This is a genomic window from Bradyrhizobium sp. Pha-3, assembly GCF_042258325.1.
Classification (GTDB): Bacteria; Pseudomonadota; Alphaproteobacteria; order Rhizobiales; family Xanthobacteraceae; genus Bradyrhizobium; species Bradyrhizobium elkanii.
Map to the genome: position 1 here is coordinate 3,636,035 of NZ_CP170151.1, position 21,636 is coordinate 3,657,670.

At 65.3% G+C, this 21,636-nt stretch carries 16 protein-coding genes and 1 pseudogene; 11 read left to right on the top strand and 6 right to left on the bottom strand.

The annotated features are described in order from the left end of the window. Positions 1-160 precede the first annotated feature (160 nt). Both ACE10X_RS16840 and ACE10X_RS16845 read right to left on the bottom strand, forming a co-directional pair. Positions 161-1,390, bottom strand: a pseudogene (locus tag ACE10X_RS16840) (ABC transporter substrate-binding protein); the annotation flags it as partial. A 19-nt stretch (positions 1,391-1,409) separates the two neighbouring features. Then, positions 1,410-2,348 carry a serine hydrolase domain-containing protein gene (locus tag ACE10X_RS16845; RefSeq protein WP_375764312.1) on the bottom strand — a complete coding sequence of 313 codons (939 nt, stop codon included), beginning with the start codon at positions 2,346-2,348 and terminating at the stop codon, positions 1,410-1,412. A gap of 498 nt (positions 2,349-2,846) precedes the next feature. Here ACE10X_RS16845 and ACE10X_RS16850 point away from each other — a divergent pair, with 498 nt between their 5' ends. After that, positions 2,847-3,521, top strand: coding sequence for a LuxR C-terminal-related transcriptional regulator (locus tag ACE10X_RS16850; protein WP_038382041.1), 675 nt, complete (start codon positions 2,847-2,849; stop codon positions 3,519-3,521). A 1,300-nt stretch (positions 3,522-4,821) separates the two neighbouring features. On the opposite strand, the gene ACE10X_RS16855 is transcribed toward ACE10X_RS16850, so the two are convergent. Beyond that, positions 4,822-5,748: a D-alanyl-D-alanine carboxypeptidase family protein gene (locus ACE10X_RS16855; protein ID WP_244435648.1), complete on the bottom strand. Its 927-nt coding sequence runs from the start codon at positions 5,746-5,748 to the stop codon at positions 4,822-4,824. A 500-nt stretch (positions 5,749-6,248) separates the two neighbouring features. Here ACE10X_RS16855 and ACE10X_RS16860 point away from each other — a divergent pair, with 500 nt between their 5' ends. From ACE10X_RS16860 to ACE10X_RS16905, 10 genes are all read left to right on the top strand, one after another. Then, entirely contained in the window at positions 6,249-7,826 is a 1,578-nt protein-coding gene (locus tag ACE10X_RS16860; protein ID WP_304556386.1) for a gamma-glutamyltransferase family protein, read from the top strand. Positions 7,827-8,243: 417 nt separating this feature from the next. Continuing rightward, positions 8,244-9,911, top strand: a complete 1,668-nt coding sequence (locus tag ACE10X_RS16865; RefSeq protein ID WP_038382034.1) for an amidohydrolase — start codon at positions 8,244-8,246, stop codon at positions 9,909-9,911. After that, positions 9,911-10,999: a GTP-binding protein gene (locus ACE10X_RS16870; RefSeq protein ID WP_038382033.1), complete on the top strand. Its 1,089-nt coding sequence runs from the start codon at positions 9,911-9,913 to the stop codon at positions 10,997-10,999. The genes ACE10X_RS16865 and ACE10X_RS16870 overlap by 1 nt, the downstream gene beginning before the upstream one ends. A 45-nt stretch (positions 11,000-11,044) precedes the next feature. Beyond that, positions 11,045-12,358 carry an ABC transporter substrate-binding protein gene (locus ACE10X_RS16875; RefSeq protein WP_375764313.1) on the top strand — a complete coding sequence of 438 codons (1,314 nt, stop codon included), beginning with the start codon at positions 11,045-11,047 and terminating at the stop codon, positions 12,356-12,358. A 1-nt stretch (position 12,359) separates the two neighbouring features. Next, on the top strand, positions 12,360-13,091 hold the full coding sequence (locus ACE10X_RS16880; protein ID WP_038382031.1) for an ABC transporter ATP-binding protein: 732 nt from the start codon (positions 12,360-12,362) through the stop codon (positions 13,089-13,091). Next, positions 13,078-13,776, top strand: a complete 699-nt coding sequence (locus tag ACE10X_RS16885; protein WP_028331396.1) for an ABC transporter ATP-binding protein — start codon at positions 13,078-13,080, stop codon at positions 13,774-13,776. The genes ACE10X_RS16880 and ACE10X_RS16885 overlap by 14 nt, the downstream gene beginning before the upstream one ends. Before the next feature lie 16 nt (positions 13,777-13,792). Next, entirely contained in the window at positions 13,793-14,659 is an 867-nt protein-coding gene (locus tag ACE10X_RS16890; protein ID WP_038382030.1) for a branched-chain amino acid ABC transporter permease, read from the top strand. After that, entirely contained in the window at positions 14,659-15,690 is a 1,032-nt protein-coding gene (locus ACE10X_RS16895; RefSeq protein ID WP_244435647.1) for a branched-chain amino acid ABC transporter permease, read from the top strand. The genes ACE10X_RS16890 and ACE10X_RS16895 overlap by 1 nt, the downstream gene beginning before the upstream one ends. Positions 15,691-15,755: 65 nt before the next feature. After that, the gene (locus ACE10X_RS16900; RefSeq protein ID WP_080583190.1) at positions 15,756-17,768 is read left to right on the top strand and encodes a hypothetical protein; all 2,013 of its coding nucleotides are present in this window, start codon (positions 15,756-15,758) and stop codon (positions 17,766-17,768) included. Beyond that, positions 17,765-18,082 (top strand): hypothetical protein, encoded by a 318-nt coding sequence (locus ACE10X_RS16905; RefSeq protein ID WP_038382029.1) that lies wholly within the window; start codon positions 17,765-17,767, stop codon positions 18,080-18,082. The genes ACE10X_RS16900 and ACE10X_RS16905 overlap by 4 nt, the downstream gene beginning before the upstream one ends. On the opposite strand, the gene ACE10X_RS16910 is transcribed toward ACE10X_RS16905, so the two are convergent. The 3 genes from ACE10X_RS16910 to ACE10X_RS16920 form a co-directional block, all read right to left on the bottom strand. Continuing rightward, the gene (locus ACE10X_RS16910) at positions 18,068-19,420 is read right to left on the bottom strand and encodes an aminotransferase class III-fold pyridoxal phosphate-dependent enzyme (RefSeq protein WP_038382028.1); all 1,353 of its coding nucleotides are present in this window, start codon (positions 19,418-19,420) and stop codon (positions 18,068-18,070) included. The genes ACE10X_RS16905 and ACE10X_RS16910 overlap by 15 nt on opposite strands. A gap of 119 nt (positions 19,421-19,539) precedes the next feature. Then, positions 19,540-20,205 (bottom strand): HAD family hydrolase, encoded by a 666-nt coding sequence (locus ACE10X_RS16915; RefSeq protein ID WP_375764314.1) that lies wholly within the window; start codon positions 20,203-20,205, stop codon positions 19,540-19,542. Further along, positions 20,202-21,464: a Tm-1-like ATP-binding domain-containing protein gene (locus ACE10X_RS16920; RefSeq protein ID WP_375764315.1), complete on the bottom strand. Its 1,263-nt coding sequence runs from the start codon at positions 21,462-21,464 to the stop codon at positions 20,202-20,204. Before ACE10X_RS16920 ends, ACE10X_RS16915 begins: the two co-directional genes overlap by 4 nt. Positions 21,465-21,636: the final 172 nt, after the last annotated feature.

Sequence of the window (21,636 nt, forward strand, 5' to 3'; positions counted from 1 at the left end):
GCTCGAGCTCGGTATCCTCGACCCAGCCGAAGAAGCCGCCGTTCTTGCCCTTGCCGTTGACGCAGGCATTGCCGATCGGATTGGCGAGGTCGGCGCTGGCCCAGGTCGAATGGTAGAGCGACCAGCCGCCCTCGGCCGGCATCGACTGTTTGGCGCGTCGCGCCACCACCGAACCCCAATCCATCGCGAGCAGGTTGACGTTCATGCCGATCGAACGCAGCGCCTCGGCGGTCACCGTGCCGAGCGCGGTGATGATCGGGGCGTCAGTCGCGTGCAGGATCGTGATCGGCTCGCCCTTATAGCCGCCCTGCTTGAGCAGCTCCCTGGCTTTTGCGGTGTCCGCCTTGGTCGACCAGCCGACCGCGCTTTCGAACGGCGTGCCCGCGACGAAGATCGCCGGCGTGATCTTGTAGTAATCGGGATTGCCGATCTGGGTGTCGAGCCAGTCCTTCTGGTTCACGGCGTGCAGCACAGCCTGGCGGATCTCTGGCCGGTCGAACGGCGGCACCAGCCAGTTCATCCGGCACATGCCGGAGAAGCCCAGCGTGTTGTAATCGGTCAGCTCGACAAAGGAGGCGCGCGCGAGAATCGGATGATGGTCGTGCGGCGGCACCTCGAAATAGTCGATCTCGTCGTTGACAAGCGCGTTGGTCGCGATCTGGAAGTCCGGCACGCTGATCCATTCGTAGCGACCGATCTTGACCACCTTGCCGCCGCCGGTGCCGTCGGACGGCTCGTCGCGGGAAACGTAGTCCGGGTTCTTCTCATAGGCGGCCTTGACGCCGGGCTGGAATTCCGCTGTCACGAAGCGGAATGGTCCGGAGCCGACATGATCTGATATGGCCTGGTCGGCGGGCGTCGCGGCGATCCGCGCCGGCACGATGAAGGGCACGTTGGCGGTCGGCTTGCCGAGCGCCGCCAACACGAAGCCGCACGGCTCTTTCAGCGCTATGCGGAAGGTGCGCTCGTCGATCGCCTTCAGCTCGGCGACGAATTCGAACAGTTTCTGGCCCATCGTGTCGCGCCGGGCCCAGCGCTGCAGCGAGGGGATTACATCGGCCGACGTTACCGCGCTGCCGTCATGGAATTTGAGGCCGGGCCGCAGGCGGAACGTGTAGGTCAGGCTGTCGGCGGAGACCTCCCAGGCCTCGACCATCTGCGGCTTGATCTCGAATTTCGAATTGGTCGAGAACAGCGTGTCATAGATCATGTAGCCGTGGTTGCGCGCGGTCCACGCCGTCGTCATGATCGGGTCCGTTGCGCGCAGCGGCGCGTGCATGACGGCCGTGATCGTCTTCGAACTGGCCCGCGCGACGCGCGGCATCGCGATGCCGAGGCTTGCTCCCGCGCCGATCTGCAACAGACGGCGCCGGTTGATCGATGGTCCCATGATGTCCCCCTGCAACCGGTCAGGCCTTGCCGGCAAGCCTGGCCGCGATCGCGCGATAGCCGCGCATCCACATGTGATCGAGATCGAGATCCATCGGCAGCGGCTGCGAGGAGACGCGCGCGATCACGGTCTCGTTGGTGGGATCGATGTAGATCCACTGGCCATGGATGCCGACCGCGGCAAACGGCGTTTCGCGCCGATCGAGCGTGTACCACTTGTTGCGGTAATTGCCGTTTGGAAACACCTTCGTCAGGTCGCCGCGCGACCAGGCCTCGGCATTGCCGTTCTGCCTGATGTCGTCGATCCACCAGCCGGGGACGACCTGTCGTCCGTTGCTGATGCCGTGATTGCGCATCATCTCGCCGAAGCGGGCGAGATCGCGCAGTGTCGCGCAGATGCCGCCGGCGACGCGGCCTGCGCCGCGCGAATCGACGGTGATGTAGGCGTCGTGCTCGGCGCCCATCGGCTGCCACAGATAGTGCGAGAGGATTTTTGCGTAGGACAGGCCGCAGGCGCGCTCATAGACCCAGCCGAGCACATCGGTGTTGGTCGAGACGTAGTGGAAGGTCTCTCCATGCGGTGCGCCGTTCGGCCGCAGCGTGCGCAGATAGTCGCGCAGATTGCTCGGCGGCATCGCCGGATCCGGCAGCTCCCACCCGGTCGAGCGCCGGTAGTTCATGACGTCGCCGTCGCGCGCCATGTAATCTTCGTCGAAGCGGATGCCGACGCTCATGTCGAGCAGATGCCGCACCGTGCAGCTGCCGCCATAGACCGAGCCTTCCATCTCCGGGATGTAGCGCGTCACCGGCGCGTCGGGGTCGAGCTTGCCGTGATCGGCGAGGATGCCGCCGAGCGTTCCGGCGACCGACTTGCTGACGGAGAAGATCAGGTGCGGGGCGTCGGGCGTCAGGCCATGGGCATACCATTCGAACGCGACCTGTCCGCGATGCGACACCACGATGCCGTCGGTGTGGCTGGCCCGCAGCGCATCGCCGACGCCGACCGTCTCGCCGCGCGGGTTGGCGAAGCTGACGTCGTCGAGATAGCGCGGCGCAAAGGACAGCGGCGCCGGCGCTGCAGCGCGCGCGATGTTCGCGGTGGGCAGCAGTTCGCGGACATTGCGGAATGCCTACTCGTTGAAGGGATGCTGACGCCAGTTGGCGAGCGTGACCTGTTCGTCGGCCGTCGACGGGAAGGCGGCCATGATGCGACGCGAATTCATTCTTGACCCAGCAATGACATCGGATGATGTGCGAAAGTTCCGCATGGCTCGCGTCGCTCGCAATCAACCGGATGGTGGAGGGGGCCGTTGGGTTACTTCGGCGTAACCGTTTCCCCGGATGCGGGCTTCGTGCGCTTGGCCCGCAATTTGCTTGACTATGGCCCGCGGCTGCCTCAGCGTGACGGGCATGCGACGCGCAGACGTTCGCCATCGGGAAACATCGGGAGGTAGGTCATGATCGCGCTTCTGGGCCGACCGGATCCGGCAACCACGCAGGCCATTCAGTTCGCGCGCGGCATTCTCGAGGGGTCGGCGACCGCGTTCTACGAGGTCGACGGCAATTTGACCCTCAACCGCTTCGTGCTCAGCAGCAACGTGCCGCCGAGTTTCCACGACCAGTATCTCGCCGGCATGAACCGGCTCGATCCGTTGCATCCACGCTCCGCGAGCAACCGGCCGATTGCGCGGCTGAGCACAGCTCTCGACCAATGCGCGACCCAGGAGGCGGCGACCTATCGCGCCTTCGCCGGCCAATGCGGCGTCGCCGACATGATCGAGTTCTTCTTCCGTCGCAACGACCGGATCGTCGCCGGAATGAGCGTGCTGTGGGCGCCGGGCTGCACGATTCCCGACGGCAGCATGCACATTGCGGAGAAGATCCACGACTATCTCGAGTTCAACCTGACCAGCCGCCCGTCGTCGAACGCCGACGAGCCGGCGCGCTTTGGCCTGACCTCGCGCGAGATGGAAGTCGTCGAGCTCTTGTGCTGCGGACGAACCAACCGCGAGATCGGCGAATGCCTGAACATCGGTCTCGCGACGGTGAAGACGCATCTGATCCATATCTTCGAGAAGCTCGGCGTCGAGACCCGCTCCGCTGTGGTGGCGATGATGTCGCGGCCGCATTGAGGCGCGGGCTGTCGATTACGAGTCCGCAGCACTTTCAGCACGTCGTCCCTGCGAAAGCAGGGACCGATACGCCGCGGCGGATGTTGTGAATGGGATTCGTCGCTCGGGCGTCACTCAACAATGACTGCCTGTGGTTATGGGTCCCTGCTTTCGCAGGGACGACGGTGAGGATGGTTCTACGCCAAGGCTTCGACGGGGTTTTTGGTCTTGGGCACGCCAGAGCTTCAGCGGAGGCGGCGAGCCGGGCGATGACACCGAAGAATATGCCAGCACACCCTCCTTCCGCGCGTCGTCCCGGCGAAGGCCGGGACCCATAACCACAGGATTGGGTTGGTGAGGAAAGCCGTGGCCCCAGCGTCGCGCAACAATTGAGATTTGGGGTAATGGGTCCTGGCTTTCGCCAGGACGACACTGAGTTTGTGGCGCCGCTTGAGTCACACATCCGCGTTCTCGCGACATGATTTGCCCGAGTCTTGCGCTTCGTTCCGCCCTCTCACTTGAAGAGGGCGCAGGGAAAGCCGGGTGCCGATCGCACCCATGGGCCCCGTGCAAAAGGTAGAAAGCACGGGGGTAGGACCACAGGTGTAACCGGAAACAACCTGGCTTTCCCTGCGCGATGGGTTACGGCTTATACGTGCTCTCCCCGGTGAGACTGGGCTTTTTTGTCACCGTCTTCGCAAAACGCGTTTGCGTCTTGCGAAGAGACACCTGCCGCTAGGGCGTCAGGCCTGCACGATTTCGCCGTCCGCTTCACGCGCATTCGTCGACTGCGCAATCGGCGTCCACCGCATCTCGACCCGCGTTCGTGACGACCGCGAAGCGCCCCTCGATCGGGTGAGACGGGTGATCTATAGCACTGAGTGGCGCTTCGGATAAAGCGAAATATTTTCACGCGCGGGGATTGACAGGTTTTTGCTGAGTTGCCCGTCGGGTTAATTTGTCGCATCCGGAATTGGGCGGGACCGTCGCTTCGTGGGCCCGAAGCGGCGATCCCTGATCGCGCGAGGTGCATGGTCGGGTGTGGGTAAATGTCGGCCAATCCGCACGACTAGGGACATAGTAAATCGACGAATGCACGCGGCAATTGCCATTCTGAGCTAGCCCCTGAGTAACAGATTTAGTGGCTACTGAATCCAGCGACGCAAAAGTGGTAGCGCGGCGCAGCAATTGCGGCTCCTGGTGGATGAGATTCAGGAGAGAGGCGTAACGCCATGGGTGGCCTCTGAAGCCGCCGTTATCTCAATTCACCCCCTGAGCTGGGGCGCGGCGGAGCGCACGAAGCGCAGGAGGGGTGTGCCAATCAGAGGCGCGAGCTGACTCTCGTCGTCGCGCCCTTCGACGCTGCCTTTGACTTTGCGCGCGTCGTCACGCCATGTCTGGAAGAAGCTGCAACTCGGGTATGTCGCTTGCCGGCCAGCCTTGTGTGCCTTGATACCGTACGATGAGCAGCATACTCCCGACCATCGACCGGTGCGAGATGCGCGGGGTCTCCATTCAAATATGGACGTCCAACTCCGAACTGCTTTTCGTGCTCATCGATCCATTTCCATAATCTCTTGGTCTCGCTTGCACGCTCCTCTTTGCTCCCGCCGTTCATGCTGACGACGTCTGCGGCGAGCCCGTGACCATAGCCTCCACGCGAGCTGCCACCGTGATAAGACTTGTCACTTGCAGCCTTCAGCCCGTTTGCAATCGATTGGCGGTAGTCATCGCGGAATCCGCTTGTGATCCCGGGTGCCAGTCCGGCCTGTTCCGCTGCATGGAGCAAATAGAACAGCTTTAGCCTGAAGGCTCGATCCATCCCTCCGATCACGTAATCCATCAGAGGCATGCGGGCTCTTTCTGCCGCCTTGGGGTCCTTCCATCCGAAGTCATTTTCGACCCGCTTCGGGAAGCTGCGTGTGACGGTGATCAGCTTGCGCTTCCGTTTGATGATCACGTCCTTTTTTTCGTACACGACGATCCAGTCGGTCTTCGGCGCGCGCATGTAAAGCGCGCCAAGGAACCGGTCGATGCACGCCTCGGCAACAAAGCATTCGTCCAGGACCAAGACTGTATCGACATTGTCCGGAGCGGCCTTGAGCGGGTCGACAATGTTGGCCGTGGATACCTGCTCAGTTTGCTTCTCGGTTGGCGTCGTCGGGAGAGCCTCGGGCGACGCTCGGTCCGCATCCGGCAATGCACTCCCGTTGGCATCGGATTGAGCCGACGGTTCGGATGCCGTCACCTGTCGGCTCGACTCCTCATTGGGCGATGCTGCGCGCACGTCATGAACGACGGCGCAGCATGACAGTGAAACCAGAGACGAGGCAATGCGTAACCAACCAGCCCCGCAACCGAACCGACTTCGCCTGGCGCCATGACGCCCTTTGAGAGATGACATCGGCATTGGCAGTCAACATGAGCGAAATTGATCAGGTAGCGTGCCATCGCGCTCTGGGCTTGGCAACCAGTTACCCACTACGAATTGCTGCCGAGCACGCAACTACTCAGATAGGCCGAAAGAACTCCTCACGCGCAGGTTTGACAGGTCTTGCCCAGTTGCCCGCCGGATCGATTCGCCGCGTCCGGGAAGCGTCCAGCGGGACAAGTCTTGTCCGCATTCACCGATCCACCGTTAGGTGGATTGCCGCTCACGGCGCGGCCAGCCGAGAGTCCACCAAGGACCGGTGTCGTATTCGACAATGTTGGCGAGCGGCTGCCGCTCGCAACATCTGAGGATTCGACATGCGCGATTTCATGGCCATCGGCCGCTCGGTGGCGGTTGCGGAGCGTGGCATGGCCGCGACCTCGCACCCGCAGGCGACGCTGGCCGCGGTCGAGATGCTGAAGGCCGGCGGCAATGCCGTCGATGCTGCGGTGGCGGCGGTCGCGGTGCAGGGCGTGGTCGAGCCGCAGATGACCGGGATCGGCGGGGACTGTTTCGCGCTGTATTCGCCCAAGGCCAGCGAGCCGATCGCGCTGAACGGCTCGGGCCGCACGCCGGCCGCAACCGATGCCGAGAAATTTGCCGCAAGCGGCACGCGCGACATTCCGCCGACCGCGCCCGAGGCGGTGACCGTGCCGGGCGCCATCGATGCGTGGTGCCGGCTGGTCGCCGATCACGGCAGCAGGTCGCTGGAGGAGATCTTCCAGCCGGCGATCTCGGCTGCCGAGCGGGGCTTTTGCGTGACGCCGCGCGTCGCGGAGGACTGGCGCCGCTTCCGGGCCCGGATCGAGATCGACGGCAATGCTGCGGCGCAGTTCCTGCCCGGCGGCAAGGCGCCTGAGATCGGCGACATCCGTACGCAACTGGCGCTCGGCCGCACCCTTCGCCGGATCGCGCAGCACGGGCGCGACGCGTTCTACGCGGGCGAGGCTGCCGACGAGATGGTGGCCATCTTGCGCGCCCTGGGCGGCGCTCACCGCAGCGACGATTTCGCCGCCCAGACCTCCGACTATGTGCGCCCGATCTCGGCGCGCTACCACGACCACGACGTGGTCGAATGTCCGCCAAACGGGCAGGGCCTGGCCGCGCTGATGATCCTGCGGACGCTTGCAGGCTTCGATGTCGGCAAGCTCGGAGAGGCCGATCGCATCCATTTGCTGGCCGAAGCCACCAAGGCCGCCTACCGCGCGCGCGACGCGTTCTTCTGCGATCCCGCCACCGGCAAGGTCGATCCGGCCGCCTTCCTTGCCGAAGACTATATCGGAAGGATTCGCGACAAGATCGACATGCGCCGCGCATCCGCGCCCGCGACCTGGGACGATATCGAGCACCGCGACACCGTCTATGTCACGGTGGTCGACCGCGACCTCAACGCCGTATCGCTGATCAACTCGCTGTTCTATCCGTTCGGCAGCGGCATCTACGCGCCGCAATCGGGCGTGCTGCTGCACAACCGCGGCTGGAGCTTTCGCGCCAGGCCCGGACATCCGAATTCGCTCGGGCCGCGCAAACGCCCGATGCACACGATCATCCCGGGCCTGCTGCGGAAGAACGACAAGACCGTGATGTCGTTCGGCGTGATGGGCGGGCATTACCAGGCCGCGGGCCATGCCAATCTGCTGTCGAACTTCTTCGACATGCAGATGGACATCCAGGCCGCGGCCGAGGCGCCGCGCTCCTGTGCCTTCGACGGCGCGCTGTCGCTGGAGACGACCATTTCTCCAGGGATACGCGACGACCTTCGCGCCCGCGGCCACGATGCCCGGTTCTCGGAGGAGCCGATCGGCGGCTGCCAGGCGATCCGCATCGACCATGCGAGGGGCGTGCTGTTCGGTGCCTCCGACCACCGCAAGGACGGTCTGGCGCTGGGCTTCTGAAGGGCGATGGGACTATATCGACTAACGGCCGCAACGGAACTGCGCTCCCTCGCCCCGTTCTTACGGGGAGAGGGTTGGGGTGAGGGACTGTCTCCGCGTATCCGGCGATAGTGCGTTTGCGGAGGCTCCCCCTCACCCGGAACGCATCTAACGATGCGTTCCGACCTCTCCCCGCAAGCGGGGCGAGGTGAAGCGGGGCCCGCCGCACGATTTGAAATGAAGTCACCGCGCTCTGGGCGCCGCGCCGCCCGCATTTGCTGGGACGCGGCGGAGCATCCACCGGACGGTGGATTGTTCCAAATGCCGACATGCCGAACGTTTGGCCATCATGCCGGCGTCGTGCGCGGTTCGGCCTTGTGCACCGCACGGTGAGAGGCTGATCGCTCCAGGCTTTCCCAATCGAGAAGTTTGATCCGTATGAACAGGACATTCGCCGACACGGTCTTCCGCAACGGCCGGATCTACACGTCGAACCGCGGGCAACCCTGGGCGACATGCGCGGCTGTCAAGGCCGGCCGGTTCATCGCCGTGGGCGAGGAGCGCGACGTCGCGGCGCTCATCGGCGAGGGGACGGCGACCGTCGATCTCGGCGGACGCATGGCGATGCCGGGGATCGTCGACATCCACAATCACATCATGATGGGCGGGCAGGCCGATCTCTACGAGCTGCGCTTCTCCAACGCCGACAGCATTCCAAGGATCGCCGAGACCTTGCACAAGGCTGCCTCAGTGGCTGCGCCGGGCGCTTGGATCGTCGGCGGGCAGTTCGGCAACAATCTCCTGAACGAGATGAACACCGCGGAATCCTGCGCGCTGCTGGACGCGGCCTGCCTCGGGCGTCCCGTCGTATTGCGCGACGACACCTATCATAATCGCTGGGCGAGCTCGGCGGCGCTGCGGCTGGCCGGTGTTGCGGCCGACACGGCTGATCCGGCCGACGGCGAGATAGGCCGCGACCTCAAGACCGGGACGCTCACCGGGATCATGATCGAGGCCGCCTCCGGCCTGGTCGAGCGGGCGCTCGCGGCCTCCGGTCACTACACGGCCGAGATGGACCGCGCGGCGGTGGCGCGCTCGATCTCGGTGCTGAATGCCTATGGCGTCACCGCCTTCATCGACGCTGCCAGCATGCAGCCGATCATGGCGGCGCTGAAGGGGCTCGACGACCGCGGCGAGCTCACCGCCTGGGCGGTCTGCGCGATGCCGGTGGTCGAGCCGGGCTTCATGTTCGGCAAGGCCGGCGAGGAGCTGTTCGCGCTGCGCGAGGATTACCGCGGCGCGCATGTGAAACCCGACTATGTGAAGGTGTTCCTCGACGGCGTGCCGGGCGCCAAGACCGCGGCCTTCCACGAGCCCTACGTCGCCGATCCCGTGCGCGGCTGCTGCTTCCGCGGCGCGACCATGCTGACCGTGCCGGACCTGATCCGCTGGCTCGGGCGCTGCGAGAAGCTCGGCCTTGCCGCGAAGATCCATTGCGCGGGCGATGCCGCGGTGACGCAGGCGCTCGACGCCATCGACGTCGTGCGCAGCTTCAACGGCCCGACCCATCTGATCCATCAGATCGCGCATGCGAGCTATATCGCACCCGACGATATCAAGCGCTTCGCCGAGCTCGGGGTCGCGGCCGATCTGTCGCCGATCATCTGGTATCCGACCATCTTCCTCGAGGCACACAAGGCGGCGATGGGCGAGGAGCGGGCGCAGCGCTTCTGGCCGAACCGCGATCTGAAAGAGGCCGGCGCACTGATGGCCGGCGGCTCAGACTGGCCGGTGATCCCGATCCCCGATCCCTGGCAGGGCATCGAGGGCATGGTGACGCGGCAAAATCCGACCGGGGATTTTCCCGGCAAGTCGCTGTGGGCGGAGCAGGCGCTCGATCTCAAGACCGTGATCGACATCTACACCATCGATGCCGCACGCGCGGCCGGGCTCGGTCAGTCGATCGGCTCGATCGAGGTGGGCAAATCGGCCGATTTGATCGTGCTCGACCAGATGATCTTCGACATCCCGCCGGATCAATTGGCCGATACGCGGGTCGAGCTGACCTTCTTCGAGGGCCGCAAGGTCTACGAGCGGGGCGCGTGATGGCAGCGGTGGATCAGATCCCGGTCACCGTGCTGACCGGCTTCCTCGGCAGCGGCAAGACCACGGTGCTGAACCATTTGCTGCGCCAGCCGGAGCTCAATGGCGTCGTCGCCATCATCAACGAGTTCGGCGAGGTGGCGCTGGATCATCTGCTGGTCGAGAGCAGCGAGGACCGCCTGGCGCTGCTCGACAATGGCTGCATCTGCTGCTCGGTGCGCGAGGATCTGATCGAGACGCTGGCCGACCTTGCGTCGCGCCGCGCTGACGGCGCGATCCCGCCATTCCACCGGGTGCTGGTCGAGACCACCGGGCTCGCCGATCCCGTGCCCGTGCTGCACACGCTGATGACGGCGTCCGATGTCGTCAGTCGCTACCGGATCGACGGCGTGGTCGCGACCGTCGATGCGGTTAATGGTGCACACACCCTTGTGGCGCATGGCGAGGCCGTCAGGCAGATCGCGGTCGCCGACCGGCTGCTGGTGACCAAGACCGACCTCGCCGTCGGTGATGCAGTGGCGCGGCTTGATGCGCAGCTCGCGGTGATCAATCCGGTCGCGTCGCGCACAAAGGTGCGAAACGGGGTCGTCGATCCCGCGAATGTCCTCGATGCCGGGCTGTTCGATCCGGCGGCGCGCTCCGCCGATGTCGTGCGCTGGTTCGATCTGGCGTCGCAGGCGGCCAACGCATCGCACGATCACGGGGATCATCACTGCGCAGGCGAGGCGTGCGGCCATCACAGCCATCACGCGCACGATGCCGGCGTGTCATCCTACAGCCTGGTCATCGACGAGCCGATCCAGCGCGAGGCGTTTGCGCGCTGGCTCGATTATGTCGCGGCACTCAAAGGCGAGGATCTGCTGCGCTTCAAGGCGATCGTGCATGTCGCCGAGCAGCCCGACGCGCCCATGGTGGTGCACGGCGTGCAGCACGTGTTCCATCCGCCGATCACGCTTGCCGGCTGGCCGTCGGCGGACCGGCGCTCGCGGCTCGTCTTCATCGTGCGCGGCATCCCGCGCCAGATCATCGAAAACACCTTGTGCAAATTCGCCGCGGTGAGCCGTGCGGCGATCCAGCGATTGGCTGCGTGAGCAGCGGTCAGGCATTTTCATCATTGGTTGTGGAGGGAGAGGGACATGACTGAGACAAAGAACAATACGGCATCCGGCCGGCTCGATCGGCGCACGCTCTTGAAAGCGGCCGGTGCCACCGGTCTCGCATCGGCGATGAACGTGCCGCTGGTCAATGTCGCGCGGGCCGCCGGCAACACCATCAAGATCGGCTGGGTCGGCTGCCTCTCCGGCGTCCGCGCGCAGTTCGCCGAGCCCGATCCCTGGATCCATGAGCGCATCAAGGCACGGCTGAAGGATGGTCTGAAGATCGGCGGCAAGACCTATCAGGTCGAGCTGGTGTTCAAGGACAATCAATCCGATCCGAATCGATCGTCGGTGATCGCTAGTGAATTGGTGCTGCGTGAAAAGTGCGACCTGATTCTGATCGAGGATGGCGACGCGCAGCCGCCGGTGCAGGAGCTCGCCGACGCCCGCGGCGTTCCCACCATCTCGACCATGGTGCCGTGGCAGGGCTGGATGTTCCCGCGCAAGTCGACGCCGGACAAGGGTTTTCCCTACAGCTACCATTTCTTCTGGGGCGCCGACGACGTCGCGAAAAATTTCTTGGGCATGTGGCAGTCGGTCGAGACCAACAAGAAGGTCGGCACGCTCTACATCGACAACCCGCCGGGCCAGGCGTTCTCCGATCCGAAGCTCGGCCTGCCGGCGAGCATCTCGGCGGCCGGCTATCAGGAGTTCTCGGCCGGCAAATTCCAGATCGCGACCGACGACTTCACCAACCAGATCGCGCTGTTCAAGAACAACGGCGTCGACATCGCCTCCGGCTTCACATTCAGCAATCACTGGGTGACGCTGTGGAACCAGGCCGCCCAGGCCGGGTTCAAGCCGCAGATCTGCACGGTGGCGGCGGCGTTCCTGTTCCCGGCCGCGGTGAATGCGCTCGGCGATCGCGGCGACGGCATGTCGACCGAAGTGTGGTGGACGCCGGCCTATCCGTTCAAGTCCTCGCTGACCGGGCAGAACGCTGGCGAGCTCGCCGCGGAGTGGGAGAAGACGACAGGCAAGCAGTGGACGCAGCCGATCGGCTACGCCCATGCGCTGTGGGAGGTCGGGCTCGCGGCGTTGCAGAACAGCGATCCCAAGGACAAGAACTCATTGCGCGATGCGATCGCGGGCCTCGACATGGAGACCGTGGTCGGTCGGGTCAAGTTCAAGGACAGCCCGATCAAGAACGTCGCGGTGACCTCGCTGTCGGGCGGGCAATGGCGCAAGGCCAAGGGTGGCAAGTCGAAATACGAGCTCCTGATCGTGCACAACGGAACGGCGCCGTTCATCCCGAAGCAGGCCGATCTCCAGCTGCTCTCCAAGCTGGCCTGAGATGGCACCGCTTCTGCGCGTCAGCGGGCTGTCCAAGCGCTTCGGCGAGATCGTGGTCGCCGACAATGTCAGCTTCGCGCTGGCGCGCGGCGAGTGCCTCGGCGTGATCGGCCCGAACGGCGCCGGCAAGAGCTCGCTGCTCAACCTGATCGTCGGCCTGCTCACGGCCGACGGCGGCTCGATCATGCTCGACGACAGGGAGATCACGGGCCTGCCGCCGCATCGCCGGGCGCGAATGGGGCTCGGGCGCGCGTTCCAGATTCCGCAGCCGTTCCCGCATCTGTCGGTCTATGAGAACGCGCTGGTCGCGACATCCTACGGCGCGGGCCTCACCGGCGAGGCGGCATCGAGCTGGACCATGGAGGTGTTGCAGCGCACCGGGCTCGACGCCAAGGCCGACAAGCTCGCCGGCGCCTTGCCGCTGATCGACCGCAAGCGGCTGGAATTCGCCAAGGCGCTGGCCTCGAAGCCGAAGCTGATCCTGCTCGACGAGATCGCCGCCGGGCTGACCGAGCCGGAGGTCGAGCGCCTTGTTGCCATCATCCAGTCGGTGAAGGCCGATCACGCCATGATCTGGATCGAGCACATTCCGCACGCGCTGCGCGCGGTATCGGATCGCATCCTGGTGCTCGATTTCGGCCGCAAGGTGCTGGAAGGACCGCCGGCCGAGGTCATGGACAGCGCGGTGGTGCGCGAGATCTACATGGGACTGAAGGCCGATGGCATTGCTTGATGTGAACGGCCTGCAGATCTTCTACGGCGATCTGCAAGCCGTGTTCGACATGAACTTCACCGTCGCGGACGGCGAGGCGGTGGCGCTGGTCGGCGCCAACGGCGCCGGCAAGTCGACGTTCCTGAAGGCGCTGGTCGGTCTGAACGAGGAGCGGCGAGGGGCGGTGCAGTTCGACGGCATCGATATCTCGCAGATGCCGGCCGAAGAGGTGTCGCGGCTCGGCCTCATCATGGTGCCCGAGGGCCGCCTGCTGTTCGACTCGCTGACGATCGAGGAGAACCTGCTGATGGGCAGCGTCAACCGGCGCAAGGGCAGCTGGACCTTGCGGCGGGTGTTCGACCTGTTCCCGATCCTCGAGGAGCGGCGGCGGATGTTTCCCGGCCAGCTCTCCGGCGGCCAGCAGCAGATGGCGGCGATCGGCCGTGCGCTGATGTCGAACCCGCGGCTTCTGCTGTGCGACGAGATCTCGCTCGGGCTCGCGCCGGTCGTGGTCGAGCAGATCTACCGCTCCTTTGCCGACATCCGCCGCGAGGGCACCGCCGTCGTGCTGGTCGAGCAGGACGTCAAGCGCGCGCTCGCGACCTCGGAGCGGATCTATTGCCTGTTGAAGGGGCGGGTGTCGCTGACCGGCCCGGCGCAAGGCTTGCAGCCGGAGCAGCTGACGCACGCCTATTTCGGTAACTAGCCAGGATTGGCACGACATGATCTGGGTTGAGACATTGATCAACGGGGCTCTGCTCGGCGGGCTCTATGGGCTGCTCGGCATCGGGCTCGCGCTGGTGTTCGGCGTGATGCGCGTCGTAAACATCGCGCATGGCGAGTTCATGGTGCTGAGCGCGTTCTGCGCCGTGCTGCTCGCCAACGTGTTTCCGCAGGTGTCGCCGCTGTTGATGTTGATCCCGGTGATCGCGCTGTCCTTTGCGGTTGGATGGCTCTATCAGGCCGCCATCGTCAACCGCGTCGTGACGTCGCCCGATCCGCTCTCGCCGCTGCTGCTGACGTTCGGCGTTTCAGTCATTCTGCGTAACCTGATGGTCGAGGTGTTCGGCGCCGACGTGCGCAGCCTCCAGGTCGGCGAGCTGTCGCGCGCCAGCCTCGAGATTGCTGGTCTCAACATCGGCATCATGCCGCTGCTGACGCTGGTGCTCGCCGCATTGCTGTTCATGGCGCTGCAACTCGTACTGCGCCATACCGAGTTCGGCCGGATCGTGCGCGCCACCGCCGACCGCCGCGATATCGTCCGGCTGTCCGGGGTCAAGCCCGACCGGATTTATAACTACGTCATGGGCCTGTCGCTCGCGCTCGGCGCGATCGGCGGCGTGCTGCTTGCGGTGCGCTCGAGCTTCACGCCGTTCTCGGGCGCCGAGCGGCTCCTGATCGCGTTCGAGGTCGTGGTGCTCGGCGGGCTCGGCTCGTTCTGGGGCGCGCTGCTCGGCGGCATCGCGCTCGGCATGGCGCAATTGATCGGGCTGAAGATCGATCCGAATGCCGGGCTGCTTTACGCGCACCTCTTGTTCTTCATCATGCTGCTGATCCGCCCGTCGGGTCTCGTGTCGAGCAGGGTGTGATGCCGATGCCGACACGGACCATTCTTGCGGCATCTGCATCTGCCATCGTGCTCGTCGCGGTGATCGCCGGCGCGCCCTTCGTGCTGAACGAGGGTTTTCTGCGGCTCGCGACCGAATGCCTGCTCTTGCTGACGATGGCGCAGATGTGGAACCTGCTGGCGGGCTATGCCGGGCTGGTGTCGCTCGGCCACCAGGTCTTCGTTGCGTTCGGCGCCTATGCGCTGTTCCTGACCTCGGGCTGGCTCGAGGTCGCGCCGATCTGGGTGCTGCCGGTCGCGCCGCTGGTGGCGGGCGCCGTTGCGGCGATCATCGCCTTTCCGCTGTTTCGTTTGCGCGACGCCTATTTCTCGATCGCGATGTGGGTGTTCGCCGAGATCATCGGCGCGTTCACGATGAAGTCGCAGGCCGTCGGCGGTACGTCGGGCGTGCCGCTCGCGACCAGCAAGCTGATCGATTTCGACTGGTTCGAGCCGACGATGTTCTGGCTCGCCGGCGGCCTGACGCTGGTGACCATCGCGGCGCTGTACAGGATGATGACGTCGAGCTTCGGGCTCGGCCTGATGAGCGTGCGCGACAATGATCTTGCCGCGATGAGCGTCGGCGTCGACGTCCGGCACAATCGTTTCGTCGCTTTCGTGCTCTCGGCGGCGGGATGCGGGCTCGCCGGCGCGCTCAGCTTCATGGGCAATCTGTTCATCGCGCCGCTGGCGGCCTTCGACGTCAACTGGTCCGTCTACATGATGTTCATCGTGATCATCGGCGGTATCGGAACCCTGGAAGGCCCGATCCTCGGCGTCATCATCTTCTTCGGCCTGCGCGAATTGATGACCGGACCGCTCGGGCTGTCCGGCGGCTGGTATCTGGTCGGGCTCGGCATCATCGCCGTCGTGGTGATGATCGTGGCGCCGCGCGGCATCTGGCCGGCCTTGCGCGATCGCATCGGCGTACGGCTGCTCGATGTCCACCGCGCCGCGCCACGCCCGGCCGCGGCCGCGATCCTGCCGGCGGCGTCGGAACAGGTTATCGGATGAGGCGGGCCTTCACGTCGCCACCGTTGCTTGTATTCTGACAGTTCTGGCTTTGAGTGGAGGGCGGAATGGCTCTGATATCCCGGCATGGCGTATGGGCAGTCGCCGGTCTGTTTGTCGCAACATTGGCGGCGCCGCTGCCTGCGCAGGCCGAGCGACGGATGTGGCCGCAGGCGGCCGCGACGCACCCGATGGACGGGCTCACCACCGACGAAATCCGTTCGGTCTCCGATACCCTTCGCGGCGCCGGCAAGCTCGACGATTCGGCGCGGGTCGTCTCGATGTCGGTCGAGGAGGATCCCAAGGACGAGGTGCGGGCGTGGAAGCCCGGACAGCCATTCACGCGCCGGGCCAGCGCCACGTTGCTGAGCGGCCGGCATCTCTACGAGGCGCATATCGATCTCGCCGCGCGGAGCCTGCTCGGCTGGCAGGAAGTCAGGGATCATGAGGCCGCGCTGACCATCGACGAGCTGATCTCCGCCGGCGACCTGCCGAAGCAGGACCCGCGCTGGATCGCCGCGATGGCCAAGCGCGGCATCACCGACTTCCGCAACGTCATGTGTCTGCCGCTGACGGTCGGTCCGGTGAGCGACCCGGCCTTGAAAGGCCGCCGCCTGCTCAACGTTCCCTGTGTTGACACCACGGGCGCCGCCAACAATCTCTGGGGCAAGCCGATCGAGAACCTGTTCGCCCAGGTCGATCTCAAGAGCAAGACGGTGCTGTCGGTGACCGATCTCGGCGTGGTGCCGCCACCGCCGCAGACGCCGTCGCACGCCTATGCCGACTCCGGAACATATCGCAAGCCGCCGAAGCCGATCGAGATCACCGCGCCCGAGGGCAGCAATGTGAAGGTGGAGGGCGGCCAGGTCCGCTGGGACAACTGGTCGTTCCATGTTCGTCTCGAGCCGCGCGTCGGCGCCGTGCTGTCGCTGATCCGCTACGATGACCACGGCACGCTCCGCGACATCGCCTATCAGATCTCGGCGAGCGAGATGTTCGTGCCCTATATGGACCCGGCGCCGACCTGGTCGTTCCGCGCCTATATGGATATCGGCGAGTACGGCTTTGGCGTGCTCTCCAGCGAATTGCAGCGCGGCGTGGATTGTCCCGAAGGCGCGCATTATCTCGACCTGACGATCTCGGATACCAAGGGCGCACCGGTCGTGTCCAGGGGCGCGGTCTGCATCTTCGAGCGCCCGACCGGCGATCCGATCTGGCGCCACAGCGAGCTGATCAACAACACCGCCGAGGTGCGGCCGAACAACGAGCTGGTGGTGCGGATGGCGCCGGTGGTCGGCAACTACGACTATCTGGTGGACTACGTGTTCGACCGTGCCGGCAATATCGATGTGCGCCTCGGCGCCTACGGCATCGATGCGACCAAGGGCGTCGCGAGCAAGACACTGAGCGACCCGACGGCTGCGCAGGATACCGCCTTTGGGACGCTGGTCGACGAACGGCTGCTCGCGGTCAATCACGATCACTACATGACGTTCCGGATCGACATGGACGTCGACGGCACCGCGAACCGGCTGGTCGAGGATCGCTTCAATGTCCGCCGGCTGGAGCAGGGTCAGCGCAAGAGCCTCTGGCAGGTCGACACCAGGCCGGTCGCGACCGAAGGGCCGATCACGATGCCGCTGAACGCGGCGCAGTTCAGGATCGAGAGCACGGGCAAGACCAACAGCCGCGGCTATCGCACCAGCTATCAGCTGATGCCCGGCCACTCCGACGTCTCGCTGCTCGCCAAGGACGATCCGATCCAGCTGCGCGCGGGTTTCAGCGCCTACACGCTGTGGACCTCGGCCTACGCCAAGGACGAGCGCTATGCTGCGGGCATGTATCCGAACGGAAACCCCGAGGTCGACGGTCTGCCGAAATGGACCGCGGCGAAGCGGCCGATCGAGGACCGCGACCTCGTGCTGTGGTACACGGTCGGCTTCCGCCACGTGCCGCGCGCCGAGGATTGGCCGGTCATGCCGGGCCTGTGGCATGGCTTCCGGCTGCGTCCGTTCAACTTCTTCGATCGCAATCCCGCGCTCGACGTGCCGCCGATGGTGAATGCCAAGGACACGAAATGAGCGGCCGCGCGCATCGCATCGGAGCGGCTGCCGGCGCGCTGCTGGCGCTACTGGCGACCGGCCCAGCCGCGCGTGGCGCGGCGGCCGAGAGCATCGCCGACGATGCGTCCTTGCTCTATCTGAGCACCAGCGACTGGGAGAGGCAACCGGCGCCGCGCAAGATCGCGCTCGCGGCCGACTTCATGCGCATCTTCTGCACCGACCAGCGGATGTCGGCCATATCGCTGGCCGAGTGCCTCGACCGCGACAAGGCGGACGGCGCGCTGTTCGAGCGCGCCATGGTTTGTGTGAGTGCGCTATCAGGAAGCCGCTGAGAGCCCGGCGTCGATTCCTTCGGCGATCCGCCTCACGTCGGCCGACGTCAGGATCAGGGGCGGCGACAGGATCAGGTTGTTGCCGGAGACGCGGAGCATCACGCCGGCCTCGTAGGCGGCGTCGGCAACCTTCGCCATCGTCTTCTTGTCGGCGGGCTTCTTGCTGTCGCGATCGGCGACCAGTTCGAGCGCGGCCATCAAACCCTTGCCCCTGACGTCGCCGACCAGCGCATGCCTCGCCTTGAGCGCGGCCAGCGCCCGCGCAAGGTCCTCGCCGCGCGCGGCGGCATTCTCGTCAAGCTTGAGGCGGCGGGTCTCGGCGAGCGCCGCAAGGCCCGCGGCGCAGCCGACCGGATGGCCGGAATAGGTGTAGCCGTGGCCGATCGAGCCGAACGTGGTCGTGTCGGTCTCGAAGGCCTCCGCGATCCGCTCGCCGATCAGCGTCGCGCCGAGCGGGAAATAGCCTGACGTGATCGCCTTGGCCATCGTCATCATGTCGGGCTTCACGCCCCAGAGCCGCGAACCCGACCACGCGCCGGTGCGCCCGAAACCGGTGACGACCTCGTCCGCGATCATCAGGATGCCGTGACGGTCGCAGATCTCGCGCGCCAGCTTCATGAAGCTGTCCGGCGGCACGATCACGCCGCCGGCCCCTAACACCGGCTCCATGATGAAGGCGGCGAAGGTGTCGGCGCCCTGGAACGCGATCTCCTCCTCCATCGCCGCCGCGCACAGCTGCGCGAGCTTTGCGGGATCGGTCTCGTTGAAGGGATTGCGATAGGTCGATGGCGCGGGGATATGGAACACGCCGGGCAGCATCGGCTCATAGTTGCGGCGGAAATTGGCATTGCCGTTGACGGAAGCGCCGCCGAAATGCGTGCCGTGGTAGCCCTTCTTCAGCGCCAGGAACTTGGTGCGGTCAGCCTGGCCCTTGATCTTCCAGTATTGCCGGGCGAGCCGCAGCGCGGTCTCGACCGAGTCCGACCCGCCCGAGGTGAAGAAAGCGCGCACCATGCCTTCCGGTTTGAACCATTCGGTGAGCTCGTAGGCGAGCTCGATCGAGGGACCGGATGAGGTGCCACGGAAGCCCGAATAATACGGCAGCGCGCTGAGCTGGTCCGCGATCGCCTGTTTGATCGGATCGCAGCTGTAGCCGAGATTGACATTCCACAATCCGCCGACCGCATCGATCACGGTCTTGCCGTCGATATCGGTGACTTCAACGCCTTCGCCCTTCATCACGATCCGCGGCGGCTGCGCCCGCATCTCGGCGGGATGGGCCATCGGGTGCCAGATCGGCTTGGCGTTGTTCTCAACCAGGAAGTTTCTGTCGCGCATGATCGTTCCCTGTCCGGCTGGAGCCTTTTCCGTTCCGATGGAATCGGGACGGGGCTCCAGATTCTAGTCTTGATGCGCTTTCTTCACGCGAACCGGTACCCGCTTCGCTCGAAAGCGCCTTAGTCGAATTGCAGCCCGAAATGCCGCAGCGCCTCGCCGTAGGACGTGGCCGGATTGCGCACATCGAACAGCACCGTGCGCATGTTGCATGCGGCGGCGCCTGCGATGTTGCGGCGCTGGTCGTCGACGAAGACGCAATTGTCTGCCTCCAGCGCCAGTTCGTCCAGCACGCTTTGATAGGCGCGAGGGTCGGGTTTCAGGATCCCGGTATGCGTGGCATCGACGATGGTGTCGAAGCGCTTGAGGATAGAAAGACGACTGCGGAAATCGGCACCGTAGAACAGGTCGAGCTCGTTCGAGAGAATGGCGAGGCGGAACCCGGCATCGGCGGCGAGGGTGATCGCGCGCGCTGCCTCGGGGCGGATCACGGTGTCGAGATCGGCGCCGCGCGCGCGTTTCACGAAGGTCTCCATGTCGCGCCAGTCCTCGCCGACCAGGCGCCCGACCTCGCGGCTGCGGGTCAGCCAGTAGTCGCGCTCAGAAATTTCGCTACGCTGCATCGAAGTCCAGAGCGGATCGCTGTCGGGCGCGAACGGTCCGAGCCATTTCAGTGTGCACGGGGCGAGCCCGAGCGTACGCTCGGTCAGGTCGTGGGTCTCGAACAATGTCTTCGAGATCACCCCCCCGAAGTCGAGCACCAGCGCCTGGGCAAGCGGCCTCCTCATGCGGCAGCCGTGGTGCGGCCGCGAGGGACAATGCCGGCAGCGACCCATCGGTCGAAGATATCGAGCACAGTTTCGTTGAATGCGGCGCTGTTGATGTGATCCTTGATCTCGTGCAGCTCGACCGGCGCCTCGATCGCCGACCGCATGGCGTCGACGAAGGCGGCGAGGGCGTCGGGATCGTGCAAGGCTTCGCCTTCGCGATCCCATTGCTGGATGCCGCCAGCAGGCAGCACGAAAGCAACGGGAGCGTTGGCCTGGGACAGTTTCCCGGCAATCGCGCGGGCGATCCGTTGGCGATCAGTGGATCCCGACGTTGCCGACGCAAGCAGCCGGTTATGCGCGTGGAATGGACGATCCGACAGCTCGTTCGGAACCCCAAGCCATGCCGGGAAGTCGACCATGTCGATCGCCCCGGGTGCGACGATCTGTGGAATGCCGGCTCTGCCCGCATTCTCCAGCCTGTCAGCGCCGGAATTGACCACCGAGCCGGTGAGCTGGTTGGCGACCTCCTGCAGGCTGAGGTCCAGCACCGCGGCAAAGCCACCTTGCGCGGCGATCGATTCCATCGCGCGGCCGCCCATGCCGGTGGTGTGGAAGACGACCACCTCGTAGCCGCGCCGTTCGAGCTGCGGCTTGAGCTCGACCATGTAGCGCAGGCAGCTCTTGCCGAGCGAGGTGATCGCAACGACCGGCCGGTCCTTGCGCGGCCTGATTGCGCTTCTGGCGGCGCCGACGATCGCGCCGCAGGCTTGCGACAGCACGGCGGTGCAGGTGCCGTTGAGGCCGTAGAGGCCGCCGGCCCACAGGATCATCATCAGATCGGCGGCGACGCGCTCGGGCGGGATCAGATGCGAGAAGGCGACGGTCGAGACGATCAGCTTCGGCAGGCCGAGCGGCAGCACCTGCGCGACGTCGAGCGCAAGGTCGGTGCCCATCGTGCCGCCGATCGCGATCACGCCGTCGATGGCATCGCGCTCCGCGAGCGCGCGCGCCAGATTGGCGGCGCCGACCGCCATCAGCGACATCGCGGAATTCTCGTCGCCGCTCGATGCGATCGCCTCGATCGTGGTCTGTGCGGCGGCCGCCACCGCGTGCTTGTCATGTGCCGCCTGGTACGGCGGGTCGCCGAGCACGCTGATGTCCATCATGATGGTTCGGCCACCGGCGCGCGCGATGCACTCGCTCATGAACAGCAGTTCGTCGGCCTTGGTGTCTCCCGTTCCGATCAGGAGAATGCGGGGCTGCGTCATCTCAGGCATGACCTTCGGCTCGCCGGCAGGCGTAAGGGATGGTGACAACCGGTTTGCATAACGCAGGCGGAACGCTCGGCCATCGTGCAATCACGCTATGGGGACGGGCCATGCCGTGACATCCACCTATCGGTTGATTGCTGCCAAAGCCTTGATTTGGCGAAGATTGCGCCATGCCAGC

Bases quoted from the DNA above. Each gene is read 5' to 3' on its own strand.
- ACE10X_RS16850 (WP_038382041.1), top strand. From the start codon at position 2,847: ATGATCGCGCTTCTGGGCCGACCGGATCCGGCAACCACGCAGGCCATT.
- ACE10X_RS16860 (WP_304556386.1), top strand. From the start codon at position 6,249: ATGCGCGATTTCATGGCCATCGGCCGCTCGGTGGCGGTTGCGGAGCGT.
- ACE10X_RS16865 (WP_038382034.1), top strand. From the start codon at position 8,244: ATGAACAGGACATTCGCCGACACGGTCTTCCGCAACGGCCGGATCTAC.
- ACE10X_RS16870 (WP_038382033.1), top strand. From the start codon at position 9,911: ATGGCAGCGGTGGATCAGATCCCGGTCACCGTGCTGACCGGCTTCCTC.
- ACE10X_RS16875 (WP_375764313.1), top strand. From the start codon at position 11,045: ATGACTGAGACAAAGAACAATACGGCATCCGGCCGGCTCGATCGGCGC.
- ACE10X_RS16880 (WP_038382031.1), top strand. From the start codon at position 12,360: ATGGCACCGCTTCTGCGCGTCAGCGGGCTGTCCAAGCGCTTCGGCGAG.
- ACE10X_RS16885 (WP_028331396.1), top strand. From the start codon at position 13,078: ATGGCATTGCTTGATGTGAACGGCCTGCAGATCTTCTACGGCGATCTG.
- ACE10X_RS16890 (WP_038382030.1), top strand. From the start codon at position 13,793: ATGATCTGGGTTGAGACATTGATCAACGGGGCTCTGCTCGGCGGGCTC.
- ACE10X_RS16895 (WP_244435647.1), top strand. From the start codon at position 14,659: ATGCCGATGCCGACACGGACCATTCTTGCGGCATCTGCATCTGCCATC.
- ACE10X_RS16900 (WP_080583190.1), top strand. From the start codon at position 15,756: ATGGCTCTGATATCCCGGCATGGCGTATGGGCAGTCGCCGGTCTGTTT.
- ACE10X_RS16905 (WP_038382029.1), top strand. From the start codon at position 17,765: ATGAGCGGCCGCGCGCATCGCATCGGAGCGGCTGCCGGCGCGCTGCTG.
- ACE10X_RS16910 (WP_038382028.1), bottom strand. From the start codon at position 19,420: ATGCGCGACAGAAACTTCCTGGTTGAGAACAACGCCAAGCCGATCTGG.
- ACE10X_RS16915 (WP_375764314.1), bottom strand. From the start codon at position 20,205: ATGAGGAGGCCGCTTGCCCAGGCGCTGGTGCTCGACTTCGGGGGGGTG.
- ACE10X_RS16920 (WP_375764315.1), bottom strand. From the start codon at position 21,464: ATGCCTGAGATGACGCAGCCCCGCATTCTCCTGATCGGAACGGGAGAC.